The following is a 12,077-nucleotide window of genomic DNA, read 5'->3' as shown; positions in this document are numbered from 1 at the left end:
GCGCCTTTTTTCTAGCTTTAAAGAGATCATATTGTAAACATATTTACAATATACATAACAACCGTTGAAATGAATAATGATTGCCCAACCCCGAAGGAAATACCTGTTAAAAAGCGAAGTCCATTAGAGCTTTCACGCCATTTCCAAAGTTGTGTAAAACCATCAATTAGCATGGGAATACATAGAAGCACAATAACATACAGCGGTATAGATAGATGTAAGCCTATTGCGATAGGGGTAAATAGATAGCCTAATAAAATAGCGGTACAGCGAGCGCAAATAGGCATTTGTTTTCCATTAATAAAGAAGGATCGATCCGCTCTACGATGGCATGGAAACCATTGTATTAGGGATGAGTGATTATGTTGACATTTTACTTGGTTCATTTTATATCTCCAACTTCTTTTCTTTGTTTTCATCATATAGCAATGTTGGTGAAGGCATCAATTAAGAAGTAATGAGGAGAAAAAATATATTTTTTGCAAAATTTGTTTAAAAATGTTGCAACTTTCTGATATTGTAAAACGTGGTTGTTATTGAGGGGGGACATGTGTGGATTTAGACGAGGTATTTAAACGACACGTGAATGATGTATACCGATATTTGTTTTCTCTTTCAAAGGATCATTATTTGGCAGAAGATTTGGTGCAAGAAGCCTTTTACAGGGCATATGTACAGCTAGAGGATTATCAAATTAGTAATATAAAAGCTTGGTTATTTAAAGTAGCATATCACGCCTTTGTTGACTATAAGAGAAAACATCAGCGAGTCATCGTAAAAGAAGAAATAACTTATCAATCAGCTGACCATCGTTCACCTGAAAATGCTTTTTTAGAGAAAGAAAGTTATCAATTATTATTATATGCTATACACTCATTGCCTGAGAAAGAAAAACATGTCATTTTATTATGTGATTTGCATGGCTTAGCTTATAAAGAAGCAGCTGAAATATTGAATATGAAGTTAAACACGTTAAAGAGTCATTTATTTAGAGGAAGAAAAAAAGCAGTAGCCTTAATTAAGGAGTTGAAACATATAGATGAGTCAAGATCGTAAAGATGAAGAAATATATAATGAATTAATGAAAGAAACCATTTCCATCATGAATGAGCAGTCCTTAACCGATGCCGGACAAGCAAAAATCGTCCAAACAGGTAAGAATATGGCTCGAATTACAACGGTCTTATTAAGTGTAGCCTTTTTATTAATGATTTTCCCGCTCTTATTATTATCTAGTTATGTCTATTATGCTGTAGGTGGAAAAGCGACAACGTTAATGGATGTAGTAAGTAAAACCATTTATGTAACGGAACCGAATGTCAGTGTAGAAGAAATGGAGTTCGAGCAAACGATAGGTGTTTTTTCGATGAAATTAGATTTTGATTTGTTTAAAAAAATCGGGAATGAAGAGTACAATATCGGTGATGAAAACATCCAGTTTGATTTTAGCGCACCGCGTTTTCCAAAGAAGCATTTACATCTTGATCGGCCATTACCAGAGATTCCTGTGCGTGAAAACGAAATATTATTTCATCCAAAAGTACCTCTGCAATATGATCCGAAAATAGAGTGGACGAAGCTGAAGGGTTTACCTGATGAAACGATGTCTGAAGCGTATGTATCTTTATCAAGTGTTATGAACAAAAAAGATTTACAATCGGCACTTCCACCAAAAGTAGAACTGCGTTGGCTAGCTGTTGATACAGGGATTGAAGAGGAGCAAATAGGTGAGAAGTGGAATCCTTATACAGCATTAGGATATCCGGCTCAAGTAGATACAACTACTTGGTCACCTTTCAATGGACGAGAGCAGACAAATGAAGAGGTATTTGTAGATATATTGCGTTTCTTAGAAGGTTATGAAGATGAGGTTACGAAATTAGCGAGAGCGAAAGTCATGTCTATTAAGGAACGACGACAATATGTAGAGAAGAAGGGTATTAAGGTTTATGGAGCTGTCGTAACCGGACCAACGAGTGAAATTCGTAAGTTAGAAGCAATGAAAGAAGTTAGAGCGGTTAAGTTAGGGGAAGTGAAGCTATGGAATTAAAGTGGAAGCCGAAGAAAAATCGTCGATTACCAACGATTACGGGATTTTTGTCATTTCTATTAGGTTTATTGGCTTTAGCAGTGCTGAATGTTGTATTTATGACACAAGCTGAGAATCTTCCAGATTTCTTTCTTATCCATTTACCTGTAATCGGAATTGTATTAGGAATTGCAGGCTTATTTACAATAAAACATTCTCGTTTTTTTGCAATTTGGGGCATTAGTATTCATGTGTTTGTTTTGTTATATTTATTCATCATGTTTGGACTTGCGTATACGGTCAATCCAACGCCTTAAATTGTTGAAAAACTAATCTTATAACAAAGGGCTAAAAAAGCGCCCCGAAAGTGATTACTATCACTTTCGGGGCGCTTTATTCCTATTTATGCGCAGCATAGCTGTCTCTCGATAATCGTTTACGATCTGTTACTTTACCATTAGTTACAGTTTCTAAATAGGTAACACTCTTCGTTGCATTAGCATCTTGGCTGACAACAGAGCTAGATAATTGGTATGTTGTGTTTGCCGGCTTGGCATTAGCATCTGCATAGATGGTGAAAGTAACTGAAGTAGAACCAACAGTTCCTTCAATATAAATCGGACTATCATAATGATTTGTAAATTTTAAATCCTTATAAGGATAAGCAATTGCTGCATCCTGACCAATCGGCACATAATGAACTTGCATACTATGATTATAGCGGACATCAGGAGTTATACCAGCTTTAATAATAGCATTATATAAAGTTGTACTTACCTGACAAACACCGCCTCCTAAACTATCAACTACTTGGCCGTTTAAGTAGGAGCCGGCACCTTTGTAACCTTTATCGGCAGTTGTATCACCTACATAATCATTAAAGCTAAAGCTTTCACCAGGCATTAATAAGTAGGAGTTAATGGTTTGAGTAGCTAGTTTAATATTTGTATTACGATTAAAATCACTAGTTGAATAATGAGTTGTAAATGTTCCGATTTTCTTTCGAACAGATGCCAGTTTTTCTTCTGTAATAGGTGCGTCAATCTCTTTAAAAGAAGCTGTGACAGCAATATCCTTTTTATTATTTTTTTGAAGTGCTTTTTCTAGGTCTTGTTGAACTTGTTTTTGATCAATCTCGAAACCTTTTTTCTCTTTCGTTATGTTTACATTTCCATTGTTGATGGTAATAGTTGCATTAATAGGATTTGTTTTGATTTCTTTTTCAATTGAAAGAATCCATTGTTGTAGTAATTTCTCATCAACAGTATATGTAATTGGATAATTCTTACTTTCTTTATTCTTAATTAATGAATATTGCTTTACTAATTTTTCATTTTTTCCGTATTGAAAGGCTTTTTTTATCGTTTTATCAACATCATATTGAACGCCAATGTCTTTCAATTGTTTTTGATAAGATTTTTCTTTAACTTGAACAGTTAAGTTAATTTGATTATATCGATCTGTTATTTTAGCTAATTCTTTAATAGCTGCTTGTTTTGTTTTTGCGGTTAAATCGTGATTTTCAATTTTAATGCCTGGATAGAAGGTTGTATCATATTTTTTTACTGTAAAAGACATATAGAAATATCCAGCACCAACAACAATAAACAACGTGATAATGGTAGCGATTATCCAAATATACTTTTTCTTCATAATTCTATATAATGCCTCCGTAAAAATATTTATTTTTCCGATTAATTAAATTATAGAAATAATCGGAAATTATTACAATAGTATTACTAATATTTCGTTTTGATGACGGTTTATTTTCTTTCATAAATGTAATGGGCAATAATATATGTATATGAACCAAATGGAATATCATTATAAAAAAATCCGATTGCGAATTCGCAATCGGATTTTTCTTTAACGATTACTTCTCGATTGAAATCCAATCATGTGCCCATCGTTCAATACTATCGAATACCGGGCGAAGAGCTTGCCCTTTTTCAGTCAAGGAGTATTCAATACGTACTGGTGTTTCGGGATAAACATCACGTTTAACAAGACCCGCTTGCTCCAAGTCTTTAAGTCGATCGGACAATACGCGACCACTAATTGGCAGAGAAGATTCAATTTCACTAAAACGTTGTGGACCACCGTTTTGTAATTGATATATAACTAGTCCAGTCCAACGTTTACTGATGATTTCCATTGCTTTCTCGAACCTCGGACATAGATCTGAATGATACATATAAATCACTCCTATTGTCGTTATTATACCGTATTCTTACAAAAAATAAAATTGTTACTTTCTGAAAATTAATTACTTGACGTATTTAGATTATTAATATATAGTAACTTACATAAAGTAACTAACTTGTTGCAGGTAACGAAGGGTGAGCGTAGATGGGATTTCATACGAAACCGAATTTATATATTCGTAATGTCACACTAAATGTAAGCAATTTAAATAATTCACTGCTTTTCTATCGAGACTTTTTAGGCTTTAAAGTATTAGAACATGAGGAACATACTGCTATATTAACAGCGGATGGTGTAACACCATTAATTAAGTTGAATGTACCGCAAGATGTTACTCCGAAACAATCAGGTACTACAGGATTGTATCATTTCGCTATTCTATTGCCATCACGAGCTGATTTAGGGAAATTCCTTCTTTATTTAGTGAAGCAACAATTTAGAATTGGTGCTTCGGATCATTTAGTAAGTGAAGCTCTCTATTTCTCTGATCCAGATGGTAATGGTATTGAAGTCTATTGTGATCGTCATGCTGACACATGGACCTGGCATAATAACCAAGTGGCAATGACAACTGATCCATTAGATGGTGAAGGAGTATTAGCTGCAGGGGATGGATTAGAGTGGAATGGGATGCCACCTGATACAGTAATGGGTCATATTCATTTACATGTTTCTAATCTTCAAAAAGCGGGTACTTTTTATAGTGATGTGCTAGGTTATGAGGTGGTTTGTGAGTATGGTGGTCAGGCATTATTCCTTTCAACAGGTAAATATCATCATCACGTAGCTATAAATACGTGGAATGGTACAGGTGTGCCTGCTGAAGATAGTGTAGGTCTAAAAGAATATGCGATTGATCTTCCGAATGAAGCGTATAAGCAAAAGGTAATTCGTGCATTAGAAGCTTATGGTATACCTTTTAATGAGGAAGAGGGCATATTGCATACAAAAGATCCATCAGGCAATAAAATTGCCATGTATTAGTAAAAATAAAAAATATATCAAAGGAGATTTTCAACATGTCAAAAGATTTTTATAGTGCTTTACAAGACAGACGTTCACTTTATGTAATTAGCAAGGAGTCACCAGTTTCTGATGAAAGAATTCAAGAAGTAGTGGAATTCGCTGTAAAGCATGCTCCATCTGCATTTAATTCTCAAAGTTCTAGAGTTGTAGTATTACTAGGTGAACAACATGATAAATTCTGGAATATCACAACAGAAACATTACGTAAAATTGTTCCATCAGAAAACTTCGCAAGCACACAAGAGAAAATGGATATGTTCTCAGCTGGTTACGGCACAGTATTATTCTTTGAAGATCAAGATGTAGTTGGTAAATTACAAGCGGATTTCCCTCCATATGCTGATAAATTCCCAGTATATTCAGCAGAAACTGCTGGTATGGTTCAATTAATTGTTTGGGCTGGATTAGAAGCAGAAGGATTTGGTGCAACTCTTCAACATTATCAACCACTTGTTGACGATGAAGTGAAGAAAGAATGGAATATCCCAGCTTCATGGATGCTACATGCACAAATGCCATTTGGTAAACCAGTAGCTCCTGCAGGCGATAAAGAATTCGCTCCAATTGCTGATCGTGTGAAAGTTTATAAATAATAAATTTAAAGAGGCGTCCTGAAAGTGATTAAGAATCACTTTCAGGACGCCTCTTTTCGCTTTTAAGAAGCTTCGAAGTTGTCTACAGCGAAAGGGTATTTTGTTGATGTTACTTGGAAAAGTTGATTTATGGCGCTTTTAGTAGAGAGGATAGACTCAATAATCAGCTAATGCGAAAAGGGTATCTCAACTACATGGCATTCACTAATATCTTTTGAGTTACCCTCTTTTTTCATTTAATCAATCTCTTGCAAAATCATAGGATTATGAACCCAAAATTGTAGATATCATGATTATACCGACAAGCAATACGATGAAAAGTACAGTAATGATCCATGAGATCGGGTTGCCGAAGTTTAATGTCCAGCCTATTCCAAAACGTTTCTCAACAAATATAGATGAATCATTTCGGTTAACATAGAAGAGACCCGCTTTCCAGTATATATCTTCATTACGATTAGTATAGTTTGATCCTTCTTCTGTCGGAATCTTTATTCTACTTCCACCTTGCCCTGTCGTAATTGTTAAATACACAACCCAGATTAGTTGTATAGCTATAAATGAATATATGATGATGGTAATAATTGGTCCCGGCAAAATAGTTAGCATCGATAACTGAGAAATGAATAATAATAATACAATTAGAATACTTGTGCCAATAATAAATGAAGACCACCGACGACGAAATAATATATTTTGTTGTTTCGATTTTTTAGGATTTACTGTATCGATTTGTTGTCTAGCTTTTTGGATGGATACATTTATTCCAAAGAACATAATGGTCATCAATATTTGTAAACAAGGGAAAAGAGCAAGTATTCCAGATGATTTATCACTATAATTATTTACCCTTCCTTGAAAATCGAAATGTGTTGGTATTTGAGTAGGAGCATTTTTGTACAATAGAAAAGTAATGATTGCAGTACAGATTGAAAGTGCAAATGGAATGAGAAACCAGGTATGTGAATACACTAGTTTTGTATGATGAAAGCTAGTTTGAATGAGCAATCTCTCTTGTTTTTTATCGTTATACCAATCTTGTTTTTGTTGCCATTGCTTCATTTGTTTATGAGCCTTCAAATAAAATGTAAATGGAATCGAAATGATTCCTATCGTACAAAGGACAATAAGACTCGCTTCTGCGTTCTCAGAAGTAACTTGGGGTAGAAGTATAGCTGTAATAATTAGAATAACAATAGAGATGCTACTAGTTTGCAAAGCAAATTTTTTCCGAAGCTGTTTAAGTGTTTTATTGTTATAGACTTTCTCAGGAATAGTAACTCCAAACTGTTCAGTCTTTCTTGTAAGATAGGGTGTTCCTGCTAACATGATAATTGCTGGTAATAAGGATAGCGTAAGGGCAATATGTTCAAACGTTGTCATCTTTGTTTCCTCCCTTTAAAAACTCATCATACACATGATGAATTTGTGCTAACAAATCTTTTTCTGAAAGCCCGCGACAAATTCCCTCCACTAAGATAGGACGTAAGGATGTATTTAAATGAAGAAGATAAGCGTCATCTGCTTTAGGAACCCCATCTGGATGTATGATTGCCCCTTTTTTTCGATGAATTTGGATAGCATTTAGTTGCTTCAGTTGCTGATAAGCTTTATTAACTGTGAGCATATTTACCCCAAGATCACTAGCAAGAGAACGAACTGCTGGTAATTCATCACCAGGTTGTAAAGCTCCTGTCGCAATGCCCTCCATAATAGCGTGTACAAGCTGAGTATAGATTGGAGTTTCTGATTCGAAGTTTAATTGTATCCACATAATTTATCACACGCTTTCTGTTTTATCTGTTATATATATAGTATAACAATTAATACACCGAAAGTTACAAAAATTCAAAAAATAGGTAGACTTTTTTGAATTTAATTGTATAATACAATAAAATAATGTGTGAAAGGGGTAGATTATATGATCGAAAAAGAATATTTACGAGTAGTACAAGAACGTTTTCGCTATGTGAAGAAAATGGGAGAAGATGCGATGAATCAAGTAAGTGATAGCGCGATTTTCTGGAGCGAAAATGAAGATTCCAACACTATTGCGATAATTGTAAAGCATATGAGTGGCAATATGATTTCACGCTGGACTGATTTCTTTACAACGGATGGAGAGAAAGATTTTCGTGATCGTGAAAGTGAATTTTCACAAAACTTTTCTAGTCGTCATGAAGTTATGCAATATTGGGAAAGCGGATGGAAAGTATTCTTCGATGTCCTCGACAATTTAAAAGAAGAAGATTTAATGCGTGTTGTTACCACATATAATGAGCCTCAAAGTGTCATTGAAGCAATTGAAAAGCAAATGTTCCATTATTCTTATCATGTGGGACAAATTGTGTATATTGCTAAACAAATTTCCTCTGATCAATGGAATTCTCTAAGTATTCCACGTAAGATATAATCTACTCAATGAAGCTCCCTTTTTAAAAGTATTTATCGTCATTGATGGCTATTAAATATGTTAAGAAGAAGTGGAGAATCGTAGCAATCGATAGCTGACGGGATGAAAGTCTTTTTAACTATTTATTAGAATGATTTACTGGGTAAAAAAAGAGGGGTGCTTCCTATAGGTGGATTGAGAAAGGAAAAGTAAACATTTATTATAACGAAACATATAAAGTATCTTGCTCTGAAAAATATAGTAGCAAGTGCTTTTTTATTTTGCTCAAAAACATAAGTAGTGGAGAAGTTCTATACAATAGTAGTAACTTGAAGACAAGGGGTGGAGAAATTGACACAAAAAATGAAAATATGTTTTATGATTTTTTGTTTGCTTTTACTTACTTGTATTCCATTTCATTCAACAAATGCATTTATTACAGAAGTCAAAGCTGAAGGTTCTTCTTTAGAAGGGAAAATTAACATGATTTTACAGAATAATGATCTAAACGGAGTGATTTCAGGGGTAAGTGTTCGAAATGCAACTAACGGTAAATTGATATATGAACATAATGGATCTGTTCAGTTGCGTCCTGCTTCTAATATGAAGCTTATAACGGCAGCTGTGGCTTTAAAAATATTAGGACCCAATTATACTTTTTCGACAGAAGTGCGGAGTGATGGTTCACTAAAGGGCAAAGTATTAACAGGTAATTTATATGTAAAAGGTAAAGGTGACCCAACGTTACTCGAAGAGGACCTTCAAGCATTAGCTCTGACATTAAAACAAAAGGGTATCACACGAATTAAGGGGAATTTAGTTGGTGATGACACTTGGTATGATAACGTTCGTTATTCTATAGATACAACTTGGAGTGATGAACAAGAATACTATGGTGCAGCAATTTCAGCATTAACAGCTTCACCAGATGAGGATTATGATGCGGGTACTGTTATTGTTGAAGTGAAACCACAATCCTTAGGTAAGCCTGCTTCAATCTCAGTGACGCCAAAAACAAACTACATTCAGGTACATAATAAAGTAAAAACGATTCATAGTGACGGTAAGAAAAATCTTACGGTTACACGTCAGCATGGAAGTAATAAAATTACGTTAGAAGGAGAAATACCTCAGGGTAGCTCTACAGACAAAACTTGGATAGCGGTATGGGAACCAACAGGATATGTGTTGAACTTATTCAAAGCTGCTTTGCAAAAGCAAGGAATTGTAGTAGAGGGACAGGTTACTACAGGAATCACCCCACAAAAAACGGAAGTATTAGTTGTTGATCGATCTATTCCATTATCTAAGTTAATTGTTCCGTTCATGAAATTAAGTAATAACACACATGCGGAAATATTGGTTAAAGAAATGGGAAAGGTGAAAGCAGATGAGGGAAGTTGGGAGAAAGGGATTGAAATTGTAAAGGAACAATTACAAGGGTTTGGTGTTAGCAAAGATAATTTGTTAATGAGAGATGGTTCTGGTTTATCTCATGTAAATTTAGTTTCACCAAATGAATTAACAAACCTTTTATACAATGTGCAAGGTGAACCGTGGTTTCAAGATTTTAAAAATTCATTACCTGTTGCAGGAGATAGCAATCGCATGGTTGGTGGAACGTTAAGAAATCGAATGAAAGGTACTGATGCTGAAGGGAATGTAATTGCTAAAACAGGCAGTATAACATCTGTCTCCTCACTATCCGGGTATGTAACCACAAAGAACGGTGCAAAACTTGTATTTTCTATTATTATTAATAACGCTATAAATGAAGATAATTTAAAGAAAGTTGAAGATCAAATAGCTATAGCATTAGCACAATATTAGTCATTACCAAGCAAGGGAAAAGCCGTTTTGGTTTAGAAATCTACTGTAGATTTTCAAACCAAAGCGGCTCATTTAATTCTGGTGTATGACATTTAGTAAAAACTAAAAGATTATCAATTGTCGTGTTACTTGCTTTTAAGTTATTTACTTTGCGACTTGTCCTAGTACATCTTTATAGAATAGATTGTATAGTCGTAGATGTTCATCTGATAAATTCAAAAACTGTAAGGAAATAATGCTTTTTTTCTTTTCCCACCAATCAATTAATCGAACAACTTTACTATCGGCATGAATATAATGTGTATCTCCTGAGGTTAATGGTAAAACAAGTATGATTGAAAGTAACATGTTAGGTAATAGTGTCATACTCTGAGGCACGAGGACTGCAGCTCCGCCTTCGCTTACATCTTGAGTAACAGCAGTAAACGCTTGGAATTCTTGCCGCTTACTATGCAAAAACGTATCGACTACTGCTGGAATTCGAGTATATTTACGGAGTTTTTTTATTTCCAGTGAAGGATTAAAAAGATTATCAAGCTCTTCCTGTTTCTTCTTTAATGTTTCTGTATCGAAGCTATATGCAATACCATCACTGTTGTAATGAACGAGTATTGGATATTGTAAAAGGAGAAGGGGTTGTGCGACATTCAATGTATTGATTATTTCTGTATCAAAGTAATACTCGCAACCATCTCTACTCGTATACATTACTCTTACCTTTGTGCCATCAATAAAATGTGTTGTATCCAATGTCGAAAAACGATATGGATAATCAACAATAAATGAATAATCATTAATATCAATAATTTTTGAGCGATATTTTACCCCCTTCATGTAATTTATTAGTTCTAATGTGATACAATCGCCAACCTGCATAATAATTCCCCACTTTACATTATGAATATTCTTTTTATATCTTTATTGGTTAATAAGATTTTTCTTGAAATCCCTCCTTTAGATATATCATTAAGCCTAATAAATACAGGGAAATAATTCTATTTACAGAAGATATTATATTAAATGAAGGTTAAGATCAGGTAAAATGACATATAAAAAAAGAGAACTTTTTCTTTATGCCTGTATTCCGAAACTAATTAACTTGTATTTTTGAATCTAATAGCATACAAAAGTAAGGAGAATAAAAAGGGAAATAAACAGTATAAAGGATGAAGGTTAAAATTAGGTAAAATATAGGTCATATTCATCATGATATTTGTAACAAAAAATAACTATTTTTGATATAATTACTAAAGTAAAGGGTGAATCATACTTCATTATTGGAAAGGAGAAATTTCATATGTTCCAAGCATCAATTGTAATCGTAGAAGATGATGTGATGATGTCGGAAGTGTTGAGCTTGTATTTGAAGAAAGAAGGCTACGATGTAAAAACGTTTGAAAGTGCTGAAAAAGCTTGGGTGCATATTCAAAAACATTTTCCAACTCTTTTACTATTAGATGTTAATTTACCAGGACAAACTGGATTTGAATTAGCGAAAAAATATCGTGAAGTTTATCTTGATGGTGTTTTAATCTTTTTATCAGGAAATAGTGCTATAGAAGAAAAATTAACGGGGTTTCTAGTTGGTGGTGATGATTATATTACAAAACCATTTGACATTGAAGAACTTCTAGCGCGAATAAAAGTGCATTTAAGAAAAGAGCAGGCACTTCAAGAAGCGAAACCAAAAGATCTTATGAATATAGGTTCATTGCAGTTGGATTTGAGAACGAAAACAGTATTTAAGAATCAACAAGAAGTATTGTTGTTTGTTAAGGAGAAGAAATTGTTATTCTTCTTAGCAAAAAATTATGATCAAGTATTTAGTGCGGATGACTTATTTGAAATGATTTGGGGTTTGGATTCAGAAGCAGAGTTAAAAACAGTTGCAGTACATATTAGTAATTTAAGAAAGAAAATCGAATTGGACCCAAAGCGACCAGAATATCTTCACACAGTAAGAGGCTTTGGTTATAAGTTTTTCTACCAAGCTCATTAGTTA

General features: G+C 34.0%; 14 protein-coding genes. 8 read left to right on the top strand and 6 right to left on the bottom strand.

Annotation, left to right across the window (positions count from 1 at the left end; translation table 11 throughout):
• Positions 1-26: 26 nt before the first annotated feature.
• Positions 27-386, bottom strand: coding sequence for a DUF2085 domain-containing protein (locus tag TX86_RS12900; protein WP_042349201.1), 360 nt, complete (start codon positions 384-386; stop codon positions 27-29).
• Positions 387-552: 166 nt separating this feature from the next.
• Here TX86_RS12900 and TX86_RS12895 point away from each other — a divergent pair, with 166 nt between their 5' ends.
• From TX86_RS12895 to TX86_RS12885, 3 genes are read left to right on the top strand one after another with little or no spacing between them, the layout of a single operon-like run.
• Positions 553-1,056, top strand: coding sequence for a sigma-70 family RNA polymerase sigma factor (locus TX86_RS12895; protein WP_042349200.1), 504 nt, complete (start codon positions 553-555; stop codon positions 1,054-1,056).
• A complete protein-coding gene (locus TX86_RS12890) occupies positions 1,040-2,050 on the top strand; it encodes an anti-sigma factor (RefSeq protein ID WP_042349199.1) in 1,011 nt (336 codons plus the stop codon). The genes TX86_RS12895 and TX86_RS12890 overlap by 17 nt, the downstream gene beginning before the upstream one ends.
• Positions 2,041-2,346, top strand: a complete 306-nt coding sequence (locus TX86_RS12885; RefSeq protein ID WP_042349198.1) for a hypothetical protein — start codon at positions 2,041-2,043, stop codon at positions 2,344-2,346. The genes TX86_RS12890 and TX86_RS12885 overlap by 10 nt, the downstream gene beginning before the upstream one ends.
• 82 nt (positions 2,347-2,428) lie before the next feature.
• On the opposite strand, the gene TX86_RS12880 is transcribed toward TX86_RS12885, so the two are convergent.
• Positions 2,429-3,682 (bottom strand): VanW family protein, encoded by a 1,254-nt coding sequence (locus TX86_RS12880; protein WP_042349197.1) that lies wholly within the window; start codon positions 3,680-3,682, stop codon positions 2,429-2,431.
• A 220-nt stretch (positions 3,683-3,902) separates the two neighbouring features.
• Positions 3,903-4,223, bottom strand: coding sequence for a winged helix-turn-helix transcriptional regulator (locus TX86_RS12875; protein ID WP_042349196.1), 321 nt, complete (start codon positions 4,221-4,223; stop codon positions 3,903-3,905).
• Between the two features lie 155 nt (positions 4,224-4,378).
• Here TX86_RS12875 and TX86_RS12870 point away from each other — a divergent pair, with 155 nt between their 5' ends.
• Positions 4,379-5,218: a VOC family protein gene (locus TX86_RS12870; RefSeq protein WP_042349195.1), complete on the top strand. Its 840-nt coding sequence runs from the start codon at positions 4,379-4,381 to the stop codon at positions 5,216-5,218.
• 35 nt (positions 5,219-5,253) lie between these two features.
• Positions 5,254-5,853 (top strand): nitroreductase family protein, encoded by a 600-nt coding sequence (locus tag TX86_RS12865; RefSeq protein WP_042349194.1) that lies wholly within the window; start codon positions 5,254-5,256, stop codon positions 5,851-5,853.
• Positions 5,854-6,117: 264 nt separating this feature from the next.
• Here the strand turns inward: TX86_RS12865 and TX86_RS12860 are convergent, their stop codons facing one another.
• Entirely contained in the window at positions 6,118-7,236 is a 1,119-nt protein-coding gene (locus tag TX86_RS12860; protein ID WP_052343658.1) for a DUF1648 domain-containing protein, read from the bottom strand.
• Positions 7,223-7,627: a GntR family transcriptional regulator gene (locus TX86_RS12855; protein WP_042349193.1), complete on the bottom strand. Its 405-nt coding sequence runs from the start codon at positions 7,625-7,627 to the stop codon at positions 7,223-7,225. Before TX86_RS12855 ends, TX86_RS12860 begins: the two co-directional genes overlap by 14 nt.
• A gap of 147 nt (positions 7,628-7,774) precedes the next feature.
• On the opposite strand from TX86_RS12855, the gene TX86_RS12850 reads away from it, so the two are divergent.
• Both TX86_RS12850 and dacB read left to right on the top strand, forming a co-directional pair.
• Positions 7,775-8,266, top strand: coding sequence for a DUF1572 family protein (locus TX86_RS12850; RefSeq protein WP_042349192.1), 492 nt, complete (start codon positions 7,775-7,777; stop codon positions 8,264-8,266).
• A 330-nt stretch (positions 8,267-8,596) separates the two neighbouring features.
• Positions 8,597-10,075, top strand: a complete 1,479-nt coding sequence (gene dacB, locus TX86_RS12845) for a D-alanyl-D-alanine carboxypeptidase/D-alanyl-D-alanine endopeptidase (protein WP_042349191.1) — start codon at positions 8,597-8,599, stop codon at positions 10,073-10,075.
• Positions 10,076-10,219: 144 nt separating this feature from the next.
• Here dacB and TX86_RS25790 read toward each other — a convergent pair whose 3' ends face one another.
• Entirely contained in the window at positions 10,220-10,951 is a 732-nt protein-coding gene (locus TX86_RS25790) for a flagellar brake protein (RefSeq protein WP_052343657.1), read from the bottom strand.
• A gap of 421 nt (positions 10,952-11,372) precedes the next feature.
• On the opposite strand from TX86_RS25790, the gene TX86_RS12835 reads away from it, so the two are divergent.
• Complete coding sequence (locus TX86_RS12835) at positions 11,373-12,074, top strand: response regulator transcription factor (RefSeq protein ID WP_042349190.1); 702 nt, start codon at positions 11,373-11,375, stop codon at positions 12,072-12,074.
• Positions 12,075-12,077: the final 3 nt, after the last annotated feature.

Source organism: Bacillus massiliigorillae (genome assembly GCF_000380245.2).
Lineage (GTDB): Bacteria > Bacillota > Bacilli > Bacillales > DSM-1321 > Bacillus_AD > Bacillus_AD massiliigorillae.
Note: the sequence above shows the minus strand (reverse complement) of the source record. Positions and strands in the feature narration are given on the sequence as shown.

What these genes read in the sequence shown, in the direction of transcription:
- TX86_RS12900 (WP_042349201.1), bottom strand. Translation starts at nt 386, where the DNA reads ATGAACCAAGTAAAATGTCAACATAATCACTCATCCCTAATACAATGG.
- TX86_RS12890 (WP_042349199.1), top strand. Translation starts at nt 1,040, where the DNA reads ATGAGTCAAGATCGTAAAGATGAAGAAATATATAATGAATTAATGAAA.
- TX86_RS12885 (WP_042349198.1), top strand. Translation starts at nt 2,041, where the DNA reads ATGGAATTAAAGTGGAAGCCGAAGAAAAATCGTCGATTACCAACGATT.
- TX86_RS12880 (WP_042349197.1), bottom strand. Translation starts at nt 3,682, where the DNA reads ATGAAGAAAAAGTATATTTGGATAATCGCTACCATTATCACGTTGTTT.
- TX86_RS12875 (WP_042349196.1), bottom strand. Translation starts at nt 4,223, where the DNA reads ATGTATCATTCAGATCTATGTCCGAGGTTCGAGAAAGCAATGGAAATC.
- TX86_RS12870 (WP_042349195.1), top strand. Translation starts at nt 4,379, where the DNA reads ATGGGATTTCATACGAAACCGAATTTATATATTCGTAATGTCACACTA.
- TX86_RS12865 (WP_042349194.1), top strand. Translation starts at nt 5,254, where the DNA reads ATGTCAAAAGATTTTTATAGTGCTTTACAAGACAGACGTTCACTTTAT.
- TX86_RS12860 (WP_052343658.1), bottom strand. Translation starts at nt 7,236, where the DNA reads ATGACAACGTTTGAACATATTGCCCTTACGCTATCCTTATTACCAGCA.
- TX86_RS12855 (WP_042349193.1), bottom strand. Translation starts at nt 7,627, where the DNA reads ATGTGGATACAATTAAACTTCGAATCAGAAACTCCAATCTATACTCAG.
- TX86_RS12850 (WP_042349192.1), top strand. Translation starts at nt 7,775, where the DNA reads ATGATCGAAAAAGAATATTTACGAGTAGTACAAGAACGTTTTCGCTAT.
- TX86_RS25790 (WP_052343657.1), bottom strand. Translation starts at nt 10,951, where the DNA reads ATGCAGGTTGGCGATTGTATCACATTAGAACTAATAAATTACATGAAG.
- TX86_RS12835 (WP_042349190.1), top strand. Translation starts at nt 11,373, where the DNA reads ATGTTCCAAGCATCAATTGTAATCGTAGAAGATGATGTGATGATGTCG.